At 57.3% G+C, this 22065-nt stretch carries 31 protein-coding genes; 9 read left to right on the forward strand and 22 right to left on the reverse strand.

Going from position 1 to position 22065, the window contains the following annotated elements; genetic code table 11:
- Positions 1-7 precede the first annotated feature (7 nt).
- Positions 8-616 carry a hypothetical protein gene (locus BLP10_RS03095; protein ID WP_139165419.1) on the forward strand — a complete coding sequence of 203 codons (609 nt, stop codon included), beginning with the start codon at positions 8-10 and terminating at the stop codon, positions 614-616.
- An 18-nt stretch (positions 617-634) separates the two neighbouring features.
- Here the strand turns inward: BLP10_RS03095 and BLP10_RS03100 are convergent, their stop codons facing one another.
- From BLP10_RS03100 to BLP10_RS03140, 9 genes are all read right to left on the reverse strand, one after another.
- Complete coding sequence (locus tag BLP10_RS03100; protein ID WP_091129640.1) at positions 635-946, reverse strand: SWIB/MDM2 domain-containing protein; 312 nt, start codon at positions 944-946, stop codon at positions 635-637.
- 187 nt (positions 947-1133) lie between these two features.
- Positions 1134-1583 carry a response regulator gene (locus tag BLP10_RS03105; protein WP_091129643.1) on the reverse strand — a complete coding sequence of 150 codons (450 nt, stop codon included), beginning with the start codon at positions 1581-1583 and terminating at the stop codon, positions 1134-1136.
- A 96-nt stretch (positions 1584-1679) separates the two neighbouring features.
- On the reverse strand, positions 1680-2738 hold the full coding sequence (locus BLP10_RS03110; RefSeq protein ID WP_091129645.1) for an apurinic/apyrimidinic endonuclease family protein: 1059 nt from the start codon (positions 2736-2738) through the stop codon (positions 1680-1682).
- Positions 2732-3085: a response regulator gene (locus BLP10_RS03115; RefSeq protein WP_175493753.1), complete on the reverse strand. Its 354-nt coding sequence runs from the start codon at positions 3083-3085 to the stop codon at positions 2732-2734. The genes BLP10_RS03110 and BLP10_RS03115 overlap by 7 nt, the downstream gene beginning before the upstream one ends.
- A 387-nt stretch (positions 3086-3472) precedes the next feature.
- Entirely contained in the window at positions 3473-4201 is a 729-nt protein-coding gene (locus BLP10_RS23055) for a hypothetical protein (protein WP_175493754.1), read from the reverse strand.
- Between the two features lie 21 nt (positions 4202-4222).
- Positions 4223-4639, reverse strand: coding sequence for a DUF3618 domain-containing protein (locus BLP10_RS03125; RefSeq protein WP_091129652.1), 417 nt, complete (start codon positions 4637-4639; stop codon positions 4223-4225).
- Positions 4636-5028, reverse strand: a complete 393-nt coding sequence (locus tag BLP10_RS03130) for a phage holin family protein (RefSeq protein WP_091129659.1) — start codon at positions 5026-5028, stop codon at positions 4636-4638. The genes BLP10_RS03125 and BLP10_RS03130 overlap by 4 nt, the downstream gene beginning before the upstream one ends.
- Positions 5029-5040: 12 nt before the next feature.
- The gene (locus BLP10_RS03135) at positions 5041-5568 is read right to left on the reverse strand and encodes a hypothetical protein (RefSeq protein WP_175493755.1); all 528 of its coding nucleotides are present in this window, start codon (positions 5566-5568) and stop codon (positions 5041-5043) included.
- Between the two features lie 105 nt (positions 5569-5673).
- Positions 5674-6060: a helix-turn-helix domain-containing protein gene (locus BLP10_RS03140; RefSeq protein WP_091129663.1), complete on the reverse strand. Its 387-nt coding sequence runs from the start codon at positions 6058-6060 to the stop codon at positions 5674-5676.
- Between the two features lie 109 nt (positions 6061-6169).
- Between BLP10_RS03140 and BLP10_RS03145 the strand changes: the two genes are divergently transcribed.
- The 3 genes from BLP10_RS03145 to BLP10_RS03155 all read left to right on the forward strand — a co-directional run bounded on the left by BLP10_RS03145 (position 6170) and on the right by BLP10_RS03155 (position 7861).
- Positions 6170-6907 carry a helix-turn-helix transcriptional regulator gene (locus BLP10_RS03145; protein ID WP_091129669.1) on the forward strand — a complete coding sequence of 246 codons (738 nt, stop codon included), beginning with the start codon at positions 6170-6172 and terminating at the stop codon, positions 6905-6907.
- 80 nt (positions 6908-6987) lie between these two features.
- A complete protein-coding gene (locus BLP10_RS03150; protein WP_091129673.1) occupies positions 6988-7626 on the forward strand; it encodes an acyl-homoserine-lactone synthase in 639 nt (212 codons plus the stop codon).
- Entirely contained in the window at positions 7613-7861 is a 249-nt protein-coding gene (locus BLP10_RS03155; RefSeq protein ID WP_091129676.1) for a hypothetical protein, read from the forward strand. Before BLP10_RS03150 ends, BLP10_RS03155 begins: the two co-directional genes overlap by 14 nt.
- 74 nt (positions 7862-7935) lie before the next feature.
- Here BLP10_RS03155 and BLP10_RS03160 read toward each other — a convergent pair whose 3' ends face one another.
- On the reverse strand, positions 7936-8430 hold the full coding sequence (locus tag BLP10_RS03160) for a YciE/YciF ferroxidase family protein (protein WP_091129680.1): 495 nt from the start codon (positions 8428-8430) through the stop codon (positions 7936-7938).
- A gap of 129 nt (positions 8431-8559) precedes the next feature.
- Between BLP10_RS03160 and BLP10_RS03165 the strand changes: the two genes are divergently transcribed.
- Positions 8560-8802, forward strand: a complete 243-nt coding sequence (locus BLP10_RS03165; protein ID WP_425286926.1) for a YgaP-like transmembrane domain — start codon at positions 8560-8562, stop codon at positions 8800-8802.
- A gap of 64 nt (positions 8803-8866) precedes the next feature.
- Here the strand turns inward: BLP10_RS03165 and BLP10_RS03170 are convergent, their stop codons facing one another.
- The gene (locus BLP10_RS03170) at positions 8867-9133 is read right to left on the reverse strand and encodes a GlsB/YeaQ/YmgE family stress response membrane protein (RefSeq protein ID WP_091129684.1); all 267 of its coding nucleotides are present in this window, start codon (positions 9131-9133) and stop codon (positions 8867-8869) included.
- 144 nt (positions 9134-9277) lie between these two features.
- Between BLP10_RS03170 and BLP10_RS23060 the strand changes: the two genes are divergently transcribed.
- From BLP10_RS23060 to BLP10_RS03185, 4 genes are all read left to right on the forward strand, one after another.
- A complete protein-coding gene (locus BLP10_RS23060; protein WP_175493756.1) occupies positions 9278-9445 on the forward strand; it encodes a hypothetical protein in 168 nt (55 codons plus the stop codon).
- A 252-nt stretch (positions 9446-9697) separates the two neighbouring features.
- Positions 9698-11389 (forward strand): methyl-accepting chemotaxis protein, encoded by a 1692-nt coding sequence (locus BLP10_RS03175; RefSeq protein ID WP_091129688.1) that lies wholly within the window; start codon positions 9698-9700, stop codon positions 11387-11389.
- A 189-nt stretch (positions 11390-11578) separates the two neighbouring features.
- Complete coding sequence (locus tag BLP10_RS03180) at positions 11579-13249, forward strand: methyl-accepting chemotaxis protein (protein ID WP_091129691.1); 1671 nt, start codon at positions 11579-11581, stop codon at positions 13247-13249.
- Between the two features lie 231 nt (positions 13250-13480).
- Positions 13481-14086 (forward strand): hypothetical protein, encoded by a 606-nt coding sequence (locus tag BLP10_RS03185; protein ID WP_091129696.1) that lies wholly within the window; start codon positions 13481-13483, stop codon positions 14084-14086.
- Between the two features lie 31 nt (positions 14087-14117).
- On the opposite strand, the gene BLP10_RS03190 is transcribed toward BLP10_RS03185, so the two are convergent.
- From BLP10_RS03190 to fliR, 11 genes are all read right to left on the reverse strand, one after another.
- A complete protein-coding gene (locus BLP10_RS03190; protein WP_091129700.1) occupies positions 14118-14903 on the reverse strand; it encodes a DUF1217 domain-containing protein in 786 nt (261 codons plus the stop codon).
- Positions 14904-14939: 36 nt separating this feature from the next.
- Positions 14940-15539 carry a hypothetical protein gene (locus tag BLP10_RS03195; protein WP_139165420.1) on the reverse strand — a complete coding sequence of 200 codons (600 nt, stop codon included), beginning with the start codon at positions 15537-15539 and terminating at the stop codon, positions 14940-14942.
- Positions 15540-15614: 75 nt separating this feature from the next.
- Positions 15615-16820: a flagellin N-terminal helical domain-containing protein gene (locus BLP10_RS03200; RefSeq protein ID WP_091129706.1), complete on the reverse strand. Its 1206-nt coding sequence runs from the start codon at positions 16818-16820 to the stop codon at positions 15615-15617.
- A gap of 401 nt (positions 16821-17221) precedes the next feature.
- Positions 17222-18076: a CheR family methyltransferase gene (locus BLP10_RS03205; protein WP_091129710.1), complete on the reverse strand. Its 855-nt coding sequence runs from the start codon at positions 18074-18076 to the stop codon at positions 17222-17224.
- Positions 18073-19188 carry a protein-glutamate methylesterase/protein-glutamine glutaminase gene (locus tag BLP10_RS03210; RefSeq protein ID WP_091129711.1) on the reverse strand — a complete coding sequence of 372 codons (1116 nt, stop codon included), beginning with the start codon at positions 19186-19188 and terminating at the stop codon, positions 18073-18075. Before BLP10_RS03210 ends, BLP10_RS03205 begins: the two co-directional genes overlap by 4 nt.
- Before the next feature lie 4 nt (positions 19189-19192).
- Positions 19193-19576, reverse strand: coding sequence for a response regulator (locus tag BLP10_RS03215; RefSeq protein WP_091129714.1), 384 nt, complete (start codon positions 19574-19576; stop codon positions 19193-19195).
- A 57-nt stretch (positions 19577-19633) separates the two neighbouring features.
- Positions 19634-20083: a hypothetical protein gene (locus BLP10_RS03220; protein ID WP_244510364.1), complete on the reverse strand. Its 450-nt coding sequence runs from the start codon at positions 20081-20083 to the stop codon at positions 19634-19636.
- A complete protein-coding gene (locus BLP10_RS03225) occupies positions 20080-20424 on the reverse strand; it encodes a hypothetical protein (RefSeq protein WP_091129718.1) in 345 nt (114 codons plus the stop codon). The genes BLP10_RS03220 and BLP10_RS03225 overlap by 4 nt, the downstream gene beginning before the upstream one ends.
- A gap of 10 nt (positions 20425-20434) precedes the next feature.
- Positions 20435-20869 (reverse strand): rod-binding protein, encoded by a 435-nt coding sequence (locus tag BLP10_RS03230; protein ID WP_091129722.1) that lies wholly within the window; start codon positions 20867-20869, stop codon positions 20435-20437.
- 47 nt (positions 20870-20916) lie between these two features.
- Positions 20917-21315 (reverse strand): hypothetical protein, encoded by a 399-nt coding sequence (locus BLP10_RS03235; protein WP_091129727.1) that lies wholly within the window; start codon positions 21313-21315, stop codon positions 20917-20919.
- A 6-nt stretch (positions 21316-21321) separates the two neighbouring features.
- On the reverse strand, positions 21322-22050 hold the full coding sequence (gene fliR, locus BLP10_RS03240) for a flagellar biosynthesis protein FliR (protein ID WP_244510365.1): 729 nt from the start codon (positions 22048-22050) through the stop codon (positions 21322-21324).
- Positions 22051-22065 lie beyond the last annotated feature (15 nt).

Raw genomic sequence — 22065 nt, forward strand, 5'->3', positions numbered from 1 at the left:
CTCTACGATGAAAGCGACGCTACTCCTCATTTCGGCAGCTCTGTCGATCCTCTCCCTGCCCTCCCCAGCTTTCGCATCCCAGGCGGCAATGGGATGGTTCAAGAGCCAAGGGTATGTCGGGCCTGAAGGCACACGGATCATCGCCTGCCATGGCTATGGCTGCTCGCGACGTCAGGTGATTACGGTGGATGGTGCCTTGCTCAACAGAGCGCGGGCGATCCTCAGCGCGGGAAGAGCATCGGCAGAGAGCGAGCGGAAGGCGCTTGGACAGGTTGTCAGCACTTACACGGCCTATCTGGCCGCTTCGATCGGCGGCAAACGTGACGTCCCAGGTTCTCCGGCCGACATGTCAGGTGTGCATGGCCAGATGGATTGCCTGGATGAAACGGCCAACACCACGAGTTTGCTGCTGGTCCTTCAGGCACAGGGCTTGCTCGCCCATCACAAGGTTGAGCGGCCGGAATCGCGCGGGTTCTTTTTAGATGGCCGTTACCCGCATTTTTCCGCCGTGATCATCGACGAAAGCGGGAGGGAATGGGCGGTCGATCCGTGGAGGCGAGCGCCGGGCCAGAGGCCCGAAATCCTGCCGCTCGTCCAGTGGCGGCAGGATTCCTGACAAAAGTCGCCTTACGGCTTATTTCAGATGTTGAGCAAGGTGCTTGTTCATCTCGAACATGGTCACCTTCGGCTTTCCAAAGATCGGCTGCAGCTTGTCATCCGCGATGATCTCGCGCTTGTTCTCAGGGTTCTGCAGATTGTTCTTCTTGATGTAGTCCCACATCTTGCTCACTACCTCGCCGCGCGGCAGCGGGTTCGAGCCGACGATGGCGGCCAACTCCTTGGAGGGCTGCAGGGGCTTCTGAAGAGCATTGGGCTTGGAACCAGCAGCCGGCTTTTCAGCAGCCTTCTTCGCTCCGGCTTTTCCGTCTGTCGTCTTGGTCGGCATGTATTCCTCCGGGAGTAGAGTGGGAAAGCTCGTCAGCAGCAATGTTGCTTATCGTGCTGCAAGCTCATTGACTTTCCCTGGGTCGGGCAGTCCGGAGACTGTTTCAAGACCCCAGTCCCCGATGGAAAGTCAATTCGGGCAGAGCTTATGTCTGCTCTGCGCCTTCAGCAAGCTAGAGTTCAGGAATTTAGGCTGTTTTCGGAAAAGGAAGGATTTTTGCTGTTTCCTGGGGAAGAGGCAGGCCTTTTCCTGGGCGCAGGAATCTCTTCGACCGCTTGGCCGCCGCATGAACATGCGAGACGATCACCTCATTCGGACAAGGCTTGGCCAGGAAAGCCGCGCCCTGAGGCAGATCTCCTTGAGCGGGCCACTGACGGCCAGACATGATCAGGATTTCGGCACTTGGCCAGGCTTCATGAACCTTATGAGCGAGCTCAAACCCGTTGCAGCCATTCGGCATATCCACATCGGTCAGCAGAACGTCCACCTCGAGGCCCGCCTCCAGAAGAACAAGAGCCTCCGTAGCATTGGCCGCCTCGACCACCTTGAAGCCGGAATCTTCGAGAAGCTCCGCGACGAAAAGCCGGATCAGAGGCTCATCCTCGACAAGGAGAATTGTGGATTGCAGTTCAGGCATCGATCGCTCGGCGGAAGGCACAATTTTTCATGAACGCTTCTGCCGAGGATTTGTTCCAACCCTAAGAGCGTCCTTCTTGAATGTCTGGCCGCCTGCCTACCCGACCAGAATCCTTGACCGCTCCACATGCTGCGCCAAACCCTCGGAAGCAATGTTCTTTTGTTTCGCTTCGACCTCGAAATCCGTCCAGCTCAGATGACGCATCACCAAGTCATTGATCGCCAAGTTCCACATGAGGTCGGAGTGGCCCCGCAGATCCTTCGCGCTAATCCCCGCACGAACGAGTGCGCCGAAATTGGGGAGCACGCCTGCATCATGTCCAACCAGCAAATCCTCCCTGGAAACACTGATATGGCTTAACGGGCGCACGCCCCGCCAGGAAGCGATGATCGTCGCGATCCTTGGATCGTCCGGCTCCACATACTCACCCTCGCTCTTGATCCAATGATGATGAAGATCAAGCACGAGAGGGACTGCATCCGCCAGCGGGAGAAGATTGTCGAGCCCGAAGCTCACCTCGTCGTTCTCGATGGTGATGAGATTGCGCGCAGTTTCTGACAAGCGCACGAGGCCTGCGCGAATACCTTCAGCTCCGTTCGCTCGCGCCCCACCGTGGATGTTGATGTGCGCGCCATGCGGATGCCAGCCCCCGCCATATCCCATGTAGCGCATCACATCGACATGATACTCGAACTCGGCAATGCCGTTGGCGGCTGCACTCGGGTTGGCGGAAGCGATGACGCAGAACTGACCAGGGTGCATGCTGAGACGCACCCCATGTTCCCGCGCAAGCTGCCCTGCTGACGCCAGCCTGCTCTCGATGAGATCTCGCAGATCCCCATCCCGGTAAAAATCCTCGCAGGTTGGATGCGTGTAGCCGGGCAGAAGATCGCTGGAGAGACGATGCAGACGCTCCAGCCTCGGGCGGCTTGCCACATGCTGGATCTGGCGCGTGAAGGCCTCAAGGTTATGGGCCACGACGGACAGCAGCTTGTCATATGCTGCGGCCGGTCCCAATCGGCCAAGGTAGGCCATAGTCACGGTGGTTGTATTCATCTGCCGCACCGTTTCCGCCTTACCGCTCTCAGGCAGAAACTTGCAGCAAAACCCAAGTCTCGGGGTTGGGGAGCTGTGCGGCCCTATCGGCGTCAGCATGAATAGGAGCGGGAAGATGAGCTGTCGATCGATTGGAGAATGGCGCGCTCCTCGAACGGCTTCGGAATGAAGGCGACTTCACGCAGCGACTGAGGCAGATCGCCAGGCTTCGACGCCGATACGAAGGCGAACGGAATACTCCGTTCGGCAAGCGCGTTGGCTACGCCAAAGCTCTTCCCGCCGACCACATCGATGTCGAGGAGCGCATAGTCAAACTCATCCTCCAGATGCTGGTAGGTCTCGGCAATCGAGTCGAAAACACCAACGACTTCGTGCCCTTCATCTTCCAGAATCGACTGAAGGTCGGATGCAATGAAAGGATCGTCTTCCAAAATCAGAATACGCACAACACGGCTCCACTCAATCCAATCGGATCGGTTCCCACGCACAGCTTATCACTTGAAACGCAACCCTATCCTAATCTTCAGGAGCAACGGCTTCATGAATATGAGGTTCCAGCTTTGCTGCAGGCTCTGCCAGTTTAGGGCCCGCATGGTTAAACTTTCTTACCGCCAAGCCTTGAAACGGAAGGGTCGACACACCATCTCAGCATCAACCTGGTGGCGCCTAGCACCACCAGATGCGGTCACGTTGCCGAGGTCATGACGCCGGATGTACGCGCATGATTTCGCCGTGGCCGTTGCCATTTCTGGCATAGCTCACATTGCCGCTGCGCCGATCAAAACGAAAACGCCGGCTTCAAGCCGGCGTTTTTGAGCATTTACGTTGCCGTCTCAGTGGCGATTGGCGTCCCGGCTACCGGAGCCGAATTCGCTTTCATGGCGGCTGAACTGAGCTTCGTCGCCGCTGAAGGTTTCCTCCACATATTCACGTCCGCGGCTGGCCGCGTCTCGAGCATAGCGAAGACCCTGGTTGCGCACCTCGTCGGCCCACTCGCCGAAGAATTCGTTCTCGCGGCGGGTACGCGGCAGCAGGGCACCGAGAAGCAGACCGGCAGCCAATCCTACGAGGCCGACGACCATTGGGTTCTCGGAGACATAGTTCTGCATGCCGCCCCGAGCATTATCGAAAGCCTTGGCGGAACGACCACCTGCACGGCGGACGCGGCGGCGCTGACCTTCATAGGCACCCGAAGCCCATTCAGAGGCGCGCTCATAGGTGTCGCGCGCCCATTCGGATGCGCCTTCATAAGCATCCTCTGCACGCTCACGCATATCGCCTGCCATCTGCTGAGCCTTGTCCGTCACTGAGCCGGCTTCATCTTGAGAAGAGCGAGCTTGAGAGCTGCCTTTCGACTTATCACTTCCCTGATTCCCGCCCATCGGATGAGAGGTATGCGAAGCCAGCGTCGCGCTCTGCGCGCCTTTCTTGTCGTCGTGCGCATGCGGCATCGGGGGCTCGCCGATATTGCCCACGGAGGTGCCAGCAGAAACCTTGCCGGATCCAGCCTCATTCTGCTTTCCGCCGGATGCGTTGCCGCTCTCATTCTTTCCATTAGCCATGAAAATCTCCTGTTTCGTGAATCAAATGCCGGAGTTCATTCTGCGGCGGTCGAACATGCCGTCTGTCTGCTCCAGAGGCGCTGCTCCCGGTTCATAGAGACGCATATCGGCAGGCTCGCCCATGAGGTCCTGCTCGGTGATGAAGTCTTCATCCGCCGCGATCAGCCGCGTCGGGCGTCGGCGCGCCGGGCTGCCCAGGCGATAAGCGAGAAGCCCTAAGCCAGCCGCGATAAGCATCACCGGAACGGGGTTGCTGCGCACAGTCTCGAGAACCCGGTCGTAGAGAGGACCGTACTGGCTCGTTCGGGCCGTTCCCAGCATGTCATCGACGACACCCGAGACAGTCATTTTGTTCTGGAGCTGGTCGATAGTACGATCGAGCTGCGCGCGGCTATGCTCGATATCCTTCTCCAGATCCTGAAGACTCTGCGTCATCATGCACCTCTCTCGGAGAGAACTTCCGCATCGCGCTTGAGCGAACGCATGGTTCTTTGGGGTGTGAGCGTCGAAGCCGACATGGCATGACGTCCGTAAAGTCCAAGGCCGATCGCGATAACCGCCAGCAAACCGCCCACGATGAGAGCCGCCAGGGCTTCGGAATTCACGACTGTTGCCAGCCATTCGACAAGCGACTCGGTCAGGAGCATGACGGCCGCGATCGCGAAGATCGCCGCCACCACCACCATGGCCAACCCGATGAAGAGGGTGCGGATGTTCTGCGAAATCTCCGTGCGAAAGAGCGTGAACTCTTTCTGTGCGAGATCGGTAGACTCGCGCAGGGCCTCACCGACGAGGCCCTGAATGGTTTGATTGCTGTTACCCTGCATGAACGCTCTCCGTCATGCCCCGGCTTTGGCGCGTGAGCGCTGCGCCTGCTGCGATCGATTGCGGCTAGGCTGCGACACGCTTGGATTCATGCGCTCGTATCGCATATCCTCGGCCGTGCTTTTTAGGAAGCGAGCAGCCAGGAAGCCAACAGCCACTGACACTGCAGCCACTGTCGCCGGGCGGCGGCGGACGACATCCTCGAAATCATTGAAGATGTCGGAGAAGGTCTTGTCGCGGATCGAATCCGCAAGCTGCTCCAAGCCATCGGCAGCGCTGTCGACAACGGCGCGAATGTTCGGCCGCTCGTCGAAAGAATGGGTGGAGTCGCGCAGGGACGTCGCGAAATCCGCAACCGATTGCGCAATGTCATCCTTACGGCGATCAGCGTAGTCCGTCGCCTGCTCCCGAGCTGAATCGATGAAGAAACGGCCGCGCTCGACGGCTGCCCCGGCCATGTCGCCGACATCGCCCTTCAGAGCATCCCAATCTTCGCCGCCGGTATCCTGCTGTCTGTTGCCGTTTTGCTGTCCCACGCCCATGGTCAACCTCTCTTAATCGTGGGGGAGTAACCATTAGAAGCGCGGCAGGTTCCGAAGAGCGCAACGCTCTTTCGCAGAAGGCGTTTCGAGCCGGGACGGACGGGCCTAGCGGGCCGATGCCAGCCAATCGACCAGATCGGCGACCCTCTTGCGGGCATCGTCATCCTTCAGGCGCAGGAAGCCGCGAACGAGACGATCACTGTCCGGACTCGTCAAAAACTCGGCCATCATGCTGTCTCCCGTAGGATTGTTGGTCGGCAGTCCCGGCGCCCCTTCGAAGAAAAACTCGATGCTTACATTCAGAATGCCCGCAATCTGGAGAAGGCGACTTGCTCCTACGCGGTTGACGCCCTTCTCGTATTTCTGGATCTGCTGAAAAGTCAGCCCCAAGGCCTCCGCCAGCTTCTCCTGGCTCATTCCAAGCATGATCCGCCTGGACCGGACCCGGCTCCCGATATGCTTGTCGATGAGACTGGGGGACTTCTGCTGCAACTGCCTCTCCTAACGCTACCGCCACGTTTGGATAACTATACTCTCCTCAAAACCTTTGGTAGCAAGCGAAGTATATACATCTGTTGATAGAATAGCCCAGGAGGCGCGGATGTCTCAGCAGAGCTTCGATTATGCAACAGAAGCCTTTGAATTCATCGGAAGACTCGACGGTCTACCATCCGCGGAGACCGTCATCGAAGAAATGGCAAGGTCTTTCACTTTATTCGGCTTTGAAAATTTTATCATCACAGGGCTACCCAGCCCTCAAGAACGTTTCGATCAAGTTGTTCTTCTTAAGAAATGGCCAAAGGCCTGGTTTGAAATCTACAGCAAACAAGATTACGTCCGCGTTGACCCGGTCATTCGTCTTTGCAGGAACACGGTTCAACCATTTGAATGGTCCGAGGCTCCTTTCGATCGAGAGACGGAACCTCGCGCTGCAGAGGTAATGGACCGAGCTACGGATTTCAGGATGAAGGACGGCTTCTGCCTGCCGATCCATGGCATCAATGGGTATGAGGCCTGCTTATCCATGAGTGGGGTCGATCTCGACCTCTCCTCCCGGACAAAGCCTGCCTTGCACCTCATGGCCATGTACGCCTTCGAGCGAGCCCGACAGCTTTTAAACCCCCTGCCCTATCGCGGGGCGGAACTGCTGACTCCCCGTGAGCGGGAAACCCTGATGTGGGCTGCCGCGGGCAAATCGGCGGCCGATACGGGTGAGATCCTCGGCATCACGGAGAGAACCGTGACAGCGCATATCGTCAGCTCCTGCCAAAAGCTTGGGGCTGCCAACAAGACCCAGGCCGTTGCCCGAGCGATGCAGTACAAGCTCATCCGGATCTGAGCCCGACCTGTAATTTCCTACAATACCATTCGCAGATCGTTTGAGTGAAATGTCCCCAGATCATAAAAAGGGGGGCATCGATGACCTGTGTTCACGTCATTACGCATGCAAACAGACACTTTTACGAGGAGAGCCTGGAGCAATTTCACCGTCTTCGGCACCAGATCTTTGTTGAGGAGCGTGGCTGGAGCGGCCTGAGGCAGCCAGATGGGCTGGAGGTGGATGCCTACGACAACCAGCACGCCGTCTATCTTCTCGCCATCGATGCCGGTCGCTTGGTGGGGGGACAGCGGCTCTATCCGACCCTGCTGCCGCACATGATCAGCGAGGTCTTTCCCCATCTCGCCCAACTCGGGGTCCCACAGGCCGCCGACATTCTCGAATGGACCCGTTACTTCGTGGTGAAGGAGCGGCGGACCGGACGCACGGATTGTCGCCTTCTGGCCGCCATGCAGGAATTCTGCCTTGGAGAGGGCATCACCGAAGTCACGGCTGTCGTTGAAATGTGGTGGCTGCCACGATGGCAGCAGGCTGGCTTCAAGGTTCGGCCTCTGGGTCTGCCTCAGCTGATCGAAGGGCAGCCATGCATTGCTGCTGCCGTCGAGATCTCGCAAGCCAGTCTCGAGCATGTCAGAAAGCTCGCCGGACTGCGCGGAGCTTCGCTCATCCGCAACGGACTCTCCTCCCGCATTCACCAGGTGCCCCATGTCGCTGCCTGAAGAACTTCATCCTCTCGCTTCTTTCATCGAGGAGGAAATGACCCATGGCATTAGCAAGAACCTAGGCCAACTGCTTGATCTCCTGCCTGCGGTCGCACGCTTGCGACTGTTGGCGTTCATGCACCTGGTTGAGCAGCCGCAGACGATGAAAGCAACGCTAGAGATCCAACCATCGGGTCTTCTGCGCCTGACGCTCGATACTGCCGTCACACCCAGCTCTTTCCACCAGCACTAACGCTCGACCTCCAGCGTCGCGTGCAAAAAGCAAAGCCCCGCCGGAAGGCGGGGCTTTGTCCGAGAAGGGGCTTGTTACGCGGCCTTGGTGTTGACGCGCGCCTCCGCCAGCTTCGTGAGCAGAAGATCGGTCTTTTTCTCTTCCTGCAGATTCTGATCGATGAGCTTGGCAGCGTCGTTCATCCCGAGTTCCTGCGCCCAGGTCTTGAGGGAGCCGTAGCGGGTGATCTCGTAGTGTTCGACGGCCTGAGCGGCTGCCAGAATGCCGGCATCAAGGGCCACGCTGTCGGCGAAGTCTTCCATGACTTCCTTGCCTTCTTCGATGATGCCGTTGATCGCCTCGCACTGCACGCCACGGGCTGCCTTGCCCAACATTTCGAAGACCTGCTCGAGACGCTCGATCTGGCCTTCGGTTTCCTGACGATGCGTTTCAAAAGCCTCCTTGAGCTCTTCGGATTCTGCGTTCTTGGCCATCTTCGGCAGCGCCTTCAGGATCTGCTTTTCGGCGTAATAGACATCCTTCAGGGTGTGAAGGAACAGGTCATTCAGGGTCTTTTCCTTAGCGGACATCGTTTGGCTCCATGTTGAAAGGCGTGGACTCAACGACAGTCAAGGTTTCCGGTTCCTCGCCCCTTGCAGACTCATGGAACAACGCCGATCCGCGTCGCGTTCGCCCTCCGATATTGAAGGAGAACAAACTTGGCAAACATCACCTCTACAGAAGCCGGATCCTTGATGAATGGGGAGCCCAATCTGAGCACAACGGAACGCGGAGTTTATATGCTCGCGGGCCTAGGCCTTGCAGCCGCCGCCGCCAAGCCTCGCCCCAACCCGCTGTTGAATGTGCTGGCTCTTGCAGGCGGATCCTATCTGGCCTGGAGAGGCTATGTCGGCAACTGCCCGGTCAAGGCAGCTCTCACAGGACATCACGGCGACGCCTGAGCGTCCGCTCATACGAAAACGGGCCGTACCCACAAGTACGGCCCGTTTTTTAAGGGTCTATCGATCAGTACGTCGTCGTGGAACGGCGCCCGGCAATGAGGCCGTAGATAAAGAGGACGATGATCGCTCCCACAATGGCGCCAATGAAGTTGGCTCCATCATCGGGGCCATACCAGCCGACAGCGCGCCCAAGATAGGTCGCAACCACAGCGCCGATAATGCCGAGGATTGTGGTCATGATGAAGCCTGAGGGCTCATTCCGGCCTGGCATGATCCATTTGGCGATAAGCCCGGCTACAAAGCCGATGATGATGGTCCAGATAATGCTCATGATGGGGTCCTTGAGTGCGTTGCCTCCTCAAGAACGCGTATCCCAAGCTAAGGTTGCCGCTTTCTCCCGGTAGAGAAGGGCATTTTTTCATGATCTTGCCGCAGTTCGCAGAGACCCTTTACCCCTGCAACTGGAGATGCCGCCATGAACAATGTATCTCTCTGGACTTATGAGGCAGTTCAGCAGCTGAAGGAGTTGGCAAAAGAGGGAATGCCTGCCTCAGTGATCAGTCTTAAGCTCAAGCGTCCCATCACAGAGGTCCGCGCCAAGCTCGCTGAGCTTGGAATTACTCCGGCAACCGAGGAGCAATGATCAAGGAGGTTTTTATAAACCTCGCGATCTAAGCTCTACATGTTCTTGTTCAAAGCTCGCAGAAATCCTTCTCATACTTTCGATATTTAGGAATATAGAGAAACAATACCTGCATGTAGCAGGAGCAATTTGCCGCAACTGCCCTCTCTGACAGCTTCGCGCAAGCCAGAGTCCTCAAAATCAATCCTCATCAATTGCTTTGCGCATCTTGGTCATGCGCATCCCTTCTTCTGCAGAAGGGGCACGAGGATTATGCGCACCTTCAACAACCTGAAACTACTCGCCAAGCTGGCGATCCCGATTACTATTCTCGTCTTGGTATCCATAGGACTGATCGTTCTTGCCAAGACCGGCCTTGAGACCATGGCTCAGGACACGCAGGAACTGGTGGAACAGGAGATGGCCAGAGAGGCCCTGGTTCTGCAGATGAATGCGACCGTCAACGAAACGACGATCCAGGAAAAGAACCTCATCATTTCTACTGAATCCGAGATGATGAAGGCGGCTCGGAAAGCGTTCGACCAATATCGGGATGCAACACTCGGTTACGCAGATCAGTTGATCAGCCTTGCCCTCACCCCAGAGAGCAAGGAAGCCGATATGCAGCTGAAGGCGCAGATCTCTCATTATTACAGCCTCATGGACAAAAGCACCGATCTTGCCCAAGCAAGCCGCACGGAAGAGGCTATCAGTATTTCCAATGGCGAGGGCCGCACCGCGCGTACGGAGCTCCGTGCAGCTTTGAGCAAGCGCGCGGAAGCAAGCAAGGAAGCACTCGACCGGGCCGCCAATGAGGCAGACGCGCTCGCAGAGAGAACCTCGTGGATCCTGATCTCGGCGGCTTTTGTGGGCATTCTGTCCGCCCTCGGACTAACCGGCACCGTCGTGATCTTTGGCGTCACCAAACCGCTCTCCGGGATGACTGCTGCAATGACACGCCTGGCCAATGGCGATCTCTCTGTAGGGATCAATGGCGCCGAGCGGAAGGACGAAGTCGGCCAACTGGCCCGCGCCCTGCAGATCTTCAAGGACAATGCAATAGAAGCACGTCGGATCGCGGCGGCACAGGACACTGAGAACGAGGCAAAGATGCGCCGCGCGCAGGTGCTGGACGAGCTGACCCGCACCTTTGAGACGAAGGTTTCGTCTCTCATGCAAGGCCTCTCCTCGGCAGCCACGCAGATGGAATCCACTGCCCAGTCGATGACTGCCGTGGCCGATGAGACTACGCAGCAGACTGTGACTGTTTCCTCCGCAGCGCAACAGACCTCGGCGAACGTGCAGACAGTGGCGGCTGCAACGGAAGAGCTTTCGATCTCCATCCGCGAGATCGCCTCCCAGGTCAGCCAGTCTTCTCAGGTTGCCGAACGAGCCGTGCAAGGCACTCACCGCACCAACACCACCGTTCAGACCCTGGCTGCCACGGCCGAACGCATCGGCGATGTGGTGCAGCTGATCAATACTATCGCCGGGCAGACGAACCTTCTGGCGCTCAACGCCACTATCGAGGCTGCGCGCGCCGGTGAAGCCGGAAAGGGCTTTGCCGTGGTGGCAACGGAGGTCAAAGAACTGGCGTCGCAAACGGCAAAAGCGACTGAGGAAATCGGGGCGCAAATCTCTTCGGTGCAGCAGGCGACGAGGGAAACGGTGACCGCAATCCAGGATATCGCGCGAACGATCACCGAGATGTCGCAGATCTCGACTTCCATTGCAGCCGCCATGGAAGAACAGGGTGCAGCGACGGCGGAAATCGCGCGCAATGTTCAGGAAGCAGCCCGCGGCACGGAAGCGGTAACCGGCAACATTTCTGACGTGCAGAGAGGCGCAGGCGAGACCGGTTCGGCGGCCTCACAGGTTCTTGGCGCCGCTCAAGAGCTTGCGAGACATTCAAGCACCCTTGGCCAAGAGGTCCAATACTTCCTGACAAACGTCAGGGCCGCATAGCGATCATATCAAACCTCTCTCTTCTGAATTGCTCATGCCCAAAGGCGAGACACGGAAAACGTGTCTCGCCTTTCTCTTTGCCGTCGCGGCATTCCACTGGGAATGGTCAGTTCCGCGCAAGCCATTCCGGATAGTCCTGTTGTGCTGCGCGTGGACATATCCGCAGCATAAGAGTGCCAGGGGGAATCCATGAAGATAAAGACGAAGCTATTTGCGCTCGTTTCCGCATTAAGCTTGCTTGCCGCGATCATTGCCGGGGTTGGCGTCTATACCGTACGTACTTACGATGCGGCTGTTGGCGACATCAGAGCCTCTGCTCTGCGCGCGCTCTATGCAGAACGGCTCAACCGTCTGGTAACGCATGTCGTCATGGAGTCCCGGGGCATCTATGCGTCGAAAGACACCAAGGAGGCCCAGAAATTCGGAGAAGGATCGCTGGCTGCATTGCGCGATATCGATGCACTTCTGAAGGTATGGCAGCCTCTTCTCCCGGCAGACGAGAAATCGCTCTTCGAAGGGTTGGTGAAGGACGCAGCGGATTTCAAGACGTACAGGACCGAAACAGTCCGGCTTGGCAGCGAAGTTTCGCCTGAAGCTGCCAACGCGCAGGGCAATACAGACGCCAACCGCGCCAATAGAAGGGCTTACCAGGCTCGCATCGATGAGCTGATGAACCGCGGCAACCAGAAGATGGATCAGATCGAAGAGGAAGCCAGCGCTCTCTACAGCAACATGCTCAATCTTCTGATCGTACTGGCCGCCGGCGGTACGCTTGCTGCCCTCCTGCTGGGCTGGCTCATCGGCAATCGTCAGATCGCTCGTCCCCTCCAAGTTGTGACGATCGCCCTTCAGAAGCTGGCATCGGGCGACTTCAACCTGCCAAAAGTCAAGCCGAGCAAGGACGAGATCGGAGACATCTGGAAGGCAACTCAGGTCTTCGCGAACGCGATGGAAGAAACCCAGAAGCTCAGGGAAGAGCAAGCCGCTGCTGAAAGCCAGATGGCCCAGAAGCGCAGAGCGGAGATGGCGGCTCTTGCTCAGCAATTCGAGCGCAGCGTGGGAGGCCTCGTGCAGCACCTTTCATCCTCGGCAAGCGAGATGGAAGTCACCGCCCGCTCCATGTCTGCCGTTGCCAATCAAACGACCAGCCAATCGATGACGGTGTCCTCGGCAGCGCAGCAGGCCTCCGCCAATGTTCAGACGGTGGCCGCCGCGACCGAAGAGCTCTCCATCTCCATTCGTGAGATCGCAGGCCAAGTCTCGCAATCGTCCCAGATTGCAGACAAGGCCGTGGAAGGAGCCCAGCGTACGAATATGAGTGTTCAGGAACTGGCGACCACGGCTGAGAAAATCGGCAATGTCGTGCAGCTCATCAACAACATTGCGGGCCAAACCAACCTTCTGGCACTCAATGCCACCATCGAGGCGGCGCGCGCCGGTGAGGCAGGCAAAGGCTTCGCCGTCGTTGCCTCGGAGGTGAAGGATCTCGCCAGCCAGACCGCCAAGGCGACCGAAGAAATCTCCCTGCAGATCAGCTCCGTTCAGAGCGCAACGAAGGAGACTGTCGAAGCCATTCAGGAGATCGCCCGGACGATCAATGAAATGTCGCAGATCTCGGTGTCGATTGCAGCAGCCATGGAAGAGCAAGGCGCCGCAACGGCTGAAATCGCACGCAATGTCCAAGAGGCGGCACGTGGAACAGAGGCTGTTACCGGCAACATCGTCGATGTCCAAAAGGGCGCTGGCGATACGGGTGCTGCAGCCTCTCAGGTTCTGGGCGCCGCTCAGGAACTGGCAAGGCGCTCGAGTGAGCTCGGAAGCGAAGTGTCGAGCTTCCTGAACGAGGTCCGGGCCGCTTGATGCGGAATGAATACTGAGTGGAATTTTGAAGCGAGGCTCCTGGTACATCCGCAGTGAGCCTCGCTTCCGAGTGTCCGAAATGCGGACGCAGGATCCATATTTCCCTCAGCTTGCGCGAGGCTGATTTCACTTCGCACGCTTCAAGAAAGTTACGGAATATACACTAACAGCTCAGCTTTAGTGTGTGGGACTCATCGATCAACATCTTCGATTCGCTTGGCGGAAGCAGCTATGATCACCCGGTTTGAGAAAACGTTGGAACAAGTGGCGCGGGAAGGCAGTAACCTCGCCACCGAGCAATTGACGATCGAAAGCCACGCACAGAAGGTCCGGCGCCTGGAGGACCTCATCCGCGCCAAGGAGGCGACCGGAGACCGCATCGTCATCGGTATTGGGGCAGCCCTCGTGGTCTCTGCCATGGCGCTGCCCGTTTACGCCGCCTTCGTGCGCGATTCCTATGTTTACCTGCCGAATGTGGGTGGGAGTTTTGCGTCACGGGGCAGCTTGACGGCAGACCGCGCGCACTTCGCCGCTCCGTCTAAGGCAGCCACGCCTGTGAGCGAGAGTTCTGCGGCTCCTTCACACGAGTCCAATGAACGATCCGCGGCTGATAGCGTCTGGCCGAGCGTGACCCCATTCGCACGATACGTCGTTCATCGTGCGACACAGGCATCCGCTCTGATTGAAGGGCCCAATGGTTTGTGGTGGGTCACGCCAGGCATGAAGATCCCAGGTGTGGGACAAGTCCTTTCCATCGAGCATTCTTACGCCGGATGGGCCGTTGTGACGTCGGAGACGACGATTACCGAAGAAATAGCCGGCAACGCTACGAACTGAGGCCGGGATACGGCCTTAGTTCGGGGTGCTCTTAATTGCCACCGAGCCTCAGCTTGGTGATGCTCATCATCAGATCGACGCTGATCCCCTGATCGTAGGATTGGTTGAACAGGCTGAGAACCGGCGACACGGCCGTCGCGGGAGCATTCGTCATATCCCACATGACATTGAAGCGCTGGATCAGCTTGTCGACCTTCTTGGGATCCTGAAAGTCCTTTACGTCGAGCACCTTCTCCAGATTGCGCACCTGGATATCGAGATCCGCCCTCGATGCCGCCTGCGGGATGTTGAACGTGGTTTGAACGAATTGCAGGAGCGCCTTGTCGGCCAGAATGCCCATCGTCGTTTTGACCGATGAGGCTTTCCGCTTGAAGTAGAGAGCCAAGCGGACACCCTGATTGTCGCTGCCTTCCCGCTGCTCCAGGGTTTGCTGAACGTATCTGTCCACCGCCTCCGTGGTGGCGCTGGCCGCAGAGGTCGCCAGCGCCCCCTTCCCCGCGAAGTCGAAAGCCTTAGCGAACTCCTTGTAGAGCGGGTTCGACATCTTGTTCGCCATGCTGGTTGAACTGCTGACGCCTTCGTTGAGCAGCTTCTTGATGAAGGCCTTGGCATAGGCCATGTCTTCAAGGCCATAAGCCTTCATGGCATATTTGAAGACGCGATCGTTCTTGACGAAATCGTCAACCGTTTTGATGGTCTTGATAGTCTTGTTGTAGTATTCCGTCTCACGCTTCACAGTCGCGTCGTTCGCGATCAGGGTCTTTGTCCGTGCGAGATTGTTCGTGACGATCTGGTAGCGGGTTGACGTACTGACCATGGTAAACCTTCAAGCGTTAAGAACCGATGCCCTGCCCTAGCGGATCAAGGACGAATCCGCCTTTGCGAGGCTAGCGATATCGCGGCAATCCTGCCTGAACCTTTCAGCCACGTTCTTTGTGTCAACCGCGTTGAACCGAAATTCCGATCTCTGGGTCTCATAGCGATAATTCGACAGCTCGATAACGAGCGACCGGGCTTCAGTGATCCTGTTGAGGAAGACTGAGACCTGCTCCGCATTGGCCATCTGCCCTGCCTTTTCGCGATAGATCCAGTAGGCCAGCTCAGGACTTCTGTCGTCGAACCAATAGACCGTGCTGCGCCCGCGTGACGTGCTTCGCCCCAGATAGCCTTTCTGAGAAACAGTCGCTGTCATGGACAAGGTCTCCGGCTTATCCTCACCGGTGGTGAGCCTAGAGCAAGTCAACCAGAGCAGGGCCTCGCTCTCTCCACGCAGTCGCGCGAAGGCAGCCTGAGGCTTGCCTTCCTGATCGTGCCGCAGCACGTAATCCCAGGACCCGATCCAAGTGGCAAAGGCCTGTGCCGGTGCCGTGGCGTAAAACCCTGCTGCACCTAGAACAAGAGCGAGACTGAAAACGGTTTGTGCAGAAAACAAATATGACGGCTGCTTACTCATGGCCGCACCCATTATTTAAAAAAGAAGCCTCGCCCTTTGCAAGGCGAGGCTCCTCTCAGACCAATCTTAAGTCTCTTACTGGAAGAGACGCAGGATCATCTGGCTGTTCTGGTTCGCCATCGAGAGAGCCTGCACGCCGAGCTGCTGCTGGGTCTGCAGAGCCTGGTTGCGGGTCGAAGCCTCGTTCATGTCGGCATCAACGAAGCTGCTGACGCCAGCGGTGAGCGAGTCGGACAGAACGCCGATGAACTCTTCCTGGGTCTCAAGCAGGGCCTTGTTGGCGCCGAGCATGGCAGAGCCTTCGGTCACCCTCGCAATGGCTTCATCAATGGTCTTCAGAGCTTGGGCCGTCTTTCCAACGGTGAAGCTTGCAGCCACTTTTGTGCCCGCCTTCACCTCATCGGCATTAGCAACTGTTAGCTGGAGCTTCGTTGCTGGTGTGCCTGCGTCCAGAGCAGCAGTAACATCGGTGATGCCCGCGCTAGTCAGAAATGCGTCAAACTTTGTCTTCAGATCAGCGAGCTTGGCCGCATTATCAGCACCTTCAATTCCTTCGAAGGTGAACTGGCGAACTGATCCGTCCCCAACCTGGAACTGAATCGTGTTGCCGTCCTCGAAATCGGTAATAGCCAAGCCAATGACATGAGCCGTTCCAGCAGGCGCAGCTGTAGTTCCTGCAACCGCCGCTGTCACTTGTGTAAACGGATCCGGCTTTACACCGGTGATATCAATGCTAGCCACGTCGCCGAGGAGTCCGCCGGTACCAGCGGAAGCATCCTTAAACAGCACTGACTTGGAGGTATCGATTCCGAGCGTACCAACTTTATTATTTACGCCGTCGTAGGACGAGACAAGGTTGACTAGAGAAGCGTCACCTTCGAGCCAGTTCTGGCCGTTGAAGGACGCCGAGCCGGCTGCGCTCTTCATGCCTGCAATGTTTGCTTTGAATTCCGTCTGGATCTTCTCCAGATCCGCACCGGGCTGAGACGCAGCAACGAGACCTTCCTTCATCTTGTTGAGGTAGGTCAGCGACTTGTCCATGGCCGACGTGAAGGTGTTGATCATCGCCTTGGACTGGCCGATAGAGTCCTTCACAGCGCCAAGAGCGCCCTTGTCGGACTTCATAGCCGTCGCGATCGACCAGTAGGATGCGTTGTGCGAAGCCTCGCCAACGCGCAGACCCGTGGAGATCTGACCCTGGTTCTTATTCATGGCGGTCTGCGTGGCCTTCAGGGCCTGCAGAGCGGTCATGGCGGAGAGATTGGTATTGATCGAAGACATGTGCTTCTTCCTTGAATGAAATGATTTGTTCAGGGAATGTCGGGATCTAACCGACCCAGCGGAGTGGCATCATGCCTCGAGGAAAACTCGATCCGCTGCTCACATGACATCCGGGCTCGACCGGTAAAATGGAGTGGCATCATGCCCTGCTCTTTTAAGAGCCTCCATAGTGCGTTCTCAATGCGGGAGTTATCATTCGTCTCGCCGCATCCGTGGCTTCAGTTATGATCGAATCGGCCCATGTGGTCAAGCAGCAAATCAAAGTAAATGCGGACTTTTATTGATAAAGTTTTCATTAACCCTACTTGCCGGCACAAGCACAGAAAGCTCCCGAAGCGTGGGAGCTTAAGTATCCTTGAAACTCATGGTCAGACGTCGCCCGACCATAAAGTCGAATTCGTTCAGCGCGTGCCCGCCAATGCAGTGCGGCCTACTGAATTCGCTGTTCCCGATTTCGCATACAGACCTCGATAGGCCGGATCCAGCGTAAGCGCTTCCGTAATGCCGAGAATGGTTTCCGACGCACCGAGAACCAGGCTGCCGTCAGGTGCCATCTGCTGGGCAATTCTGCGCAGCACGTTCGCCTTCATCTGAATGTCGAAATAAATCAGAACGTTTCGGCAATAGACGATGTCGAATTGTCCAAGGCGGCTGAAATCCTCGATGAGGTTCAGGTACCGGAAATCGACCATGGACCGGATCTCAGGAGCGATCTGCCACTGTTCGCCCTTCTGGGCGAAATATTTCACGAGGAGACGGACAGGAAGACCGCGCTGGACTTCGAACTGATTGTAGATCCCTGCCCTCGCCTTCTCCAGCACATCATTCGAGATGTCGGTCGCGACGATATCGATCTGCCAGCCGGGCATGCGAGCCGAGGCTTCCTTGAGAATCATGGCAAGAGAGTATGGTTCCTGCCCAGAAGAGGCGGCGGCACACCAGATCCTCAAGCGTCGACTCGCTGCGCGCTCCTTGATGAAGCGCGGAAGCAGGACATCCTGAAAGAGATCGAAAGGCGCCTTGTCGCGAAAGAAGAACGTTTCGTTCGTCGTCATCGCCTCGATCGTCGCATCCTCGAGCGCCCGCGACCGACCTGACTTGATCTCCCTTACCAGGATCGACAGGTTCTCTATCTTGAAGCGTGTGCAGACCGGTGCAAGACGGCTTTCGACAAGATAGCGCTTGTCGGTCGAAAGAGCCAAACCGGAACGTGCCTTGAGAAAAGCCCGAAGGGCTTCGAATTCGAGTTCGGTCATCGTGAGGTTCCGGTAATAAGACCCTTCAGGGAACGTCCAATCGCGTCGAGCGGAAGAACTTCGTGAGCAAGACCTGCTTTTACGACGCTTCCCGGCATTCCCCAGACAATGCTGGTCGCCTCATCCTGCGCGATGATCGTGGCACCAGCCTTCACCAGATGGCGGGCGCCCGCCGTGCCGTCCGATCCCATGCCCGTCAACACGGCCGCGACCACTGAGGAGCCGAAGACCGAGGCCGCATCACGAAAGAGCACATCGACGGCAGGACGGCAGAAATTCTCAGGCGGACCATCGCTGAGACGGATCACAGGCTTGCCGGCAGTCGCCGCAATTCCCATGTGCCGCCCGCCTTGCGCGACGAGGATCGTGCCTGCGGCAATCGCGTCCCCATCCTTCGCCTCTCGGCATGGGAGAGCAAGAAGCGATTGGAGATGTTCTGCGAAGACAGCTGTAAACATCGGAGGCATGTGCTGAACGATCAGAACGGGGATCGTTGCGAGAGCCGGCTTGAGATCCTGCAGGACACGCTCAACCGCTCGCGGGCCGCCAGTCGAGGAGCCGATCAGAAGACATTGAGGGCGAGCATGGGCCGGCCTCGACGGAGCCGATGGCACCGGAGATGCGGGCATAGGCGTGATCGAAGCCGGTTTGCGGAAGGTGCGAGGCTTTGCGGTGCTGAGGGCGCGCAGCTTTTCGACCAGATCCCGCCTGAACTCCATCGCTGCATCGACAGCCCGAGCGCTCTCAGGCTTGGCCAGGTAATCAATGGCTCCCAAGGAAAGGCACTTCAATGAAACCTGCGCGTTTCGCTTTGTCAGCGTCGAAATGACGATGACCTTGCTCGCCGGAACAGCCTTCAGCAGCATGGGCAGCGCTGCAAGGCCATCGACCTCCGGCATCTCGATGTCGAGCAGCACGATATCCGGCTTATGCCGCTCGGCCATATCGACAGCCATGCGTCCATTGGAAGCCGTGCAGACGACCTCGAAGCCACCTGCTTCGAGGACCCAACGGGCGATCATGCCGCGAATGACAGCGCTGTCGTCGACGACCATGACGCGGGTCGGCGGAGCTTGACCGGCATTGTGTGAAGCGAGAGGTTCCAGTGCCATTGCGTTACGCCGAGTAGGATTCGGGAAGAAGCCCAAGTTCCCGGAACTTCGTCGCCAGGATATCCTTGTCGAAAGGCTTCATGATGTACTCGTCCGCGCCAGCCTCTAGCGCACGCGTGATATGGCTCATGTCGTTCTCGGTCGTGCAGAACACGACTTTCGGCTCCACTCCGCCTGGTGTCTTCCTGAGCTCTTTGAGGAAGCTGTAACCATCCATGACGGGCATGTTCCAATCGAGGAGGATGACGTCCGGCATTCTCGCCCTGCACTCAGAAAGGCCGACTTCGCCGTTCTCAGCTTCCACGACTTTGAAAGACAGGCTCTCGACGATATCCCTGGATACCTTCCGAATGGTCCGGGAATCATCCACGATCAGGCAATAGTTCATGAAGGCAATACCCTTGAAATGTCGTACGGAACCCGCATGGCTGAAGCCAGCAGCGGTTCATGAGCGAATGTCCGATTTACCGATGAAGTTGAAATTCTCGATCAGGATTTCTTTGACGATTTCGGCGCCGAGACGTTTATTGATCTTTTCTCTGACATTGCCGATCATCCCATTCACGTTGTACCGGGACAGTTTTCTGAAATCGAGCGTATCGTCAGCGTAGATATGGCGGAATATTTCGTCCAGGATGAAGGCCTCCGGGGGAACGGATATCTCCCGCAAGGTCTTCGAATCCGCGGTAAAGACGAAGTTCGCGACCACATATCCCTGCACGGCCCCTTCGGCGATGATCGGAATATTGAGCGGCGGCAGCTTCTTGTACTGCAACCCCTCATAATGAGGCTGGTTTTCCGCCGGAGACCGCCCGACCATCCATGTCACGGCCGCATAACATGAGCCAAGCGTGACTGCGCAGACCCAGAACCCGGCCATGACGTTCCTGATCATGCGCCATAGCCTCCATGCGCCACATGAGCAGAGTAAGTGCTATCCGACTCCGCTGCCTGGATCGCGCCGGAGATGATCGTCGAAATCTCCTGAACAGCACGCATGTGACGCTCGAGGATTTCCTGGTTCCGCTCCAGCTTGACCTTCAGCCGCTCGAACTTCTTCGCTGCGATCCCATCAACGGAAACCGCCTCGACGTTCTTCACCATACGGCTGATCTCCAGAAGGCTCTGGCTCTTTCGGCGATTGAACTCTTCCAGGTTCTTCAAATCACGAGACAGGAGCGCAGCCGTTTCAAGATCAAGCGTCTCCTCAAGGCGCTCCAATGACTTCATCAGCATCGTGTTTCCCTTACTTATGTTCGCCAAGAATGTGCTTTGCCAATCCGACGCCGCCCGCTCGGGCCACTTGCGCGCCGATCTGCTCCGCCATCATGGATTTCCAAATGGACCCGGCGTTGCCTTTTCCATAAGTGTTCTCAGCATTCTTGGGCAGCATCGACTCGACAAAGGATTGAAGGATGAAGGCCTCGAATTCCTGTGCAGCTTTCTTCGATTTCTGAGCTTCTGCCGATTGCGCGTCGCTACGGAGCGAATTTCGGATCTCGTAGATGTCCGCTCCCACGCCGACAGGACGCGCAGAGACGGCACGCACTGCATCATCGAAGCTCGGCCCGCCTGCGGGCGCGGCGCCTTGGAGAAGGTTCTTTGTCGCCGCCTGGTAGCGAGCCGGATCGGCCGCCCTGGCAACCTCACTGAGAATATCTGACGGAGGGCTGATCGCCATCGCGATCTCCTTGGATTCAATTCAGATCAGGTCTTATCGCACGAGGCTTACGGGAGGCTTGTGCTGGCTCGTCCGGCCATGGCCTCAAGAACGGCGACCAGGTCTTTTCTTTCCTGCTCGTGATGAGCTTGCTCCTTAAGGCGGTCATGTGTCTTTTCCGTACGCTTCACTTGCAGAGCTTTCTCCAGTGTTACGGCCTTTTGCTGGACAATCGCGTTCTGAGTCTGACACTCCTCCAAAGCCAGCGCTTTCAGACGTCTCGACTGAACGTCGACGAAAAGGCCGTGGAGCGCACTTTCCTCGCCCATGGTTTCAAGGAGTTCATCTTGAGCATTCTTGAGCTCATTCTCCTTTCGATGAAGGTTCGCAAGATGAAGCTCCGCGTTCCTGTGCATATGCTGCTGAACCTTGATCAAACGATCAAATCTTTTGAGCCTTTGTTTCATCGCATATCACCCCTTGAGCCAGGTTGCGAAGGCTTCCATGAACAGCAGCACGTAGTCCTGAGCGGCAAAGTACATGATGAACAAGCCTCCAAGCATGATGAAAGGGGTAGCAATGAAGAAGACAGGAATCTGGGGTGTCAGCTTGTTGGCAAGGCCGGCCACCAGGTTGACGATCACGGAGTAGAGCAGAAACGGGCTGCTGATCCTGAGTGCTACGATGAATGCGGCGCCAACTTGGTCGACCAGTTCAGCCAGAGACGTCTCCAGTCCGATCCCTTGTCCTGCGGGCATTCGGCTATAGGAGCCGATAAGACCTTTGATGAGTTCCCAATGCAGATCGGACAAGAAGATCGCGGCGGTCGCCACCATCATGATTAGGGAGCTTACCGCCGGAAGCGGTTCTGCATCATCCATGGGCGTTCCGGGCATGCCGCCGTAGCTGAGCGCCATGGATACCGCGCTCAGCATCGTCTGAAGGGCGAAGAAATAAACCCGCCCTAAAAGCCCTATCAGTAGCCCAACCAGCGTCTCCGATATGATCCACGTCAATATCTCTGTCGGAAGCCGGCCGGCAATTCCAGTTCCGATCTTGTCAAGAAGGATGGGTGCCAGCGACAGACTGACTGTCAGGGCCAGAAAGAGGCGGATCTGCGGCGGGATCCTGCTGCTGGACAAGGCCGGTGCAATCAGCATGCACCCGCCGACCCGGCAGAAGATCAAGAAGACGCCGAGCAAGGCGTCCGTCGTAAC

Source organism: Microvirga guangxiensis (genome assembly GCF_900102135.1).
Lineage (GTDB): Bacteria > Pseudomonadota > Alphaproteobacteria > Rhizobiales > Beijerinckiaceae > Microvirga > Microvirga guangxiensis.

Bases quoted from the DNA above. Each gene is read 5' to 3' on its own strand.
- BLP10_RS03175 (WP_091129688.1), top strand. From the start codon at position 9,698: ATGCGCACCTTCAACAACCTGAAACTACTCGCCAAGCTGGCGATCCCG.
- BLP10_RS03220 (WP_244510364.1), bottom strand. From the start codon at position 20,083: ATGATCAGGAACGTCATGGCCGGGTTCTGGGTCTGCGCAGTCACGCTT.
- BLP10_RS03230 (WP_091129722.1), bottom strand. From the start codon at position 20,869: ATGGCGATCAGCCCTCCGTCAGATATTCTCAGTGAGGTTGCCAGGGCG.
- BLP10_RS03105 (WP_091129643.1), bottom strand. From the start codon at position 1,583: ATGCCTGAACTGCAATCCACAATTCTCCTTGTCGAGGATGAGCCTCTG.
- BLP10_RS03195 (WP_139165420.1), bottom strand. From the start codon at position 15,539: ATGAGTAAGCAGCCGTCATATTTGTTTTCTGCACAAACCGTTTTCAGT.
- BLP10_RS03155 (WP_091129676.1), top strand. From the start codon at position 7,613: ATGTCGCTGCCTGAAGAACTTCATCCTCTCGCTTCTTTCATCGAGGAG.
- BLP10_RS03130 (WP_091129659.1), bottom strand. From the start codon at position 5,028: ATGCAGGGTAACAGCAATCAAACCATTCAGGGCCTCGTCGGTGAGGCC.
- BLP10_RS03210 (WP_091129711.1), bottom strand. From the start codon at position 19,188: ATGGCACTGGAACCTCTCGCTTCACACAATGCCGGTCAAGCTCCGCCG.
- BLP10_RS03135 (WP_175493755.1), bottom strand. From the start codon at position 5,568: ATGGGCGTGGGACAGCAAAACGGCAACAGACAGCAGGATACCGGCGGC.
- BLP10_RS03180 (WP_091129691.1), top strand. From the start codon at position 11,579: ATGAAGATAAAGACGAAGCTATTTGCGCTCGTTTCCGCATTAAGCTTG.
- BLP10_RS03150 (WP_091129673.1), top strand. From the start codon at position 6,988: ATGACCTGTGTTCACGTCATTACGCATGCAAACAGACACTTTTACGAG.
- BLP10_RS03200 (WP_091129706.1), bottom strand. From the start codon at position 16,820: ATGTCTTCGATCAATACCAATCTCTCCGCCATGACCGCTCTGCAGGCC.
- BLP10_RS03205 (WP_091129710.1), bottom strand. From the start codon at position 18,076: ATGACCGAACTCGAATTCGAAGCCCTTCGGGCTTTTCTCAAGGCACGT.
- BLP10_RS03125 (WP_091129652.1), bottom strand. From the start codon at position 4,639: ATGATGACGCAGAGTCTTCAGGATCTGGAGAAGGATATCGAGCATAGC.
- BLP10_RS03160 (WP_091129680.1), bottom strand. From the start codon at position 8,430: ATGTCCGCTAAGGAAAAGACCCTGAATGACCTGTTCCTTCACACCCTG.
- BLP10_RS03100 (WP_091129640.1), bottom strand. From the start codon at position 946: ATGCCGACCAAGACGACAGACGGAAAAGCCGGAGCGAAGAAGGCTGCT.
- BLP10_RS23055 (WP_175493754.1), bottom strand. From the start codon at position 4,201: ATGGCTAATGGAAAGAATGAGAGCGGCAACGCATCCGGCGGAAAGCAG.
- BLP10_RS03145 (WP_091129669.1), top strand. From the start codon at position 6,170: ATGTCTCAGCAGAGCTTCGATTATGCAACAGAAGCCTTTGAATTCATC.
- BLP10_RS03095 (WP_139165419.1), top strand. From the start codon at position 8: ATGAAAGCGACGCTACTCCTCATTTCGGCAGCTCTGTCGATCCTCTCC.
- BLP10_RS03215 (WP_091129714.1), bottom strand. From the start codon at position 19,576: ATGAACTATTGCCTGATCGTGGATGATTCCCGGACCATTCGGAAGGTA.
- BLP10_RS03110 (WP_091129645.1), bottom strand. From the start codon at position 2,738: ATGCTGACGCCGATAGGGCCGCACAGCTCCCCAACCCCGAGACTTGGG.
- BLP10_RS03225 (WP_091129718.1), bottom strand. From the start codon at position 20,424: ATGCTGATGAAGTCATTGGAGCGCCTTGAGGAGACGCTTGATCTTGAA.
- BLP10_RS03190 (WP_091129700.1), bottom strand. From the start codon at position 14,903: ATGGTCAGTACGTCAACCCGCTACCAGATCGTCACGAACAATCTCGCA.
- BLP10_RS03185 (WP_091129696.1), top strand. From the start codon at position 13,481: ATGATCACCCGGTTTGAGAAAACGTTGGAACAAGTGGCGCGGGAAGGC.
- BLP10_RS03235 (WP_091129727.1), bottom strand. From the start codon at position 21,315: ATGAAACAAAGGCTCAAAAGATTTGATCGTTTGATCAAGGTTCAGCAG.
- BLP10_RS03170 (WP_091129684.1), bottom strand. From the start codon at position 9,133: ATGAGCATTATCTGGACCATCATCATCGGCTTTGTAGCCGGGCTTATC.
- BLP10_RS23060 (WP_175493756.1), top strand. From the start codon at position 9,278: ATGAACAATGTATCTCTCTGGACTTATGAGGCAGTTCAGCAGCTGAAG.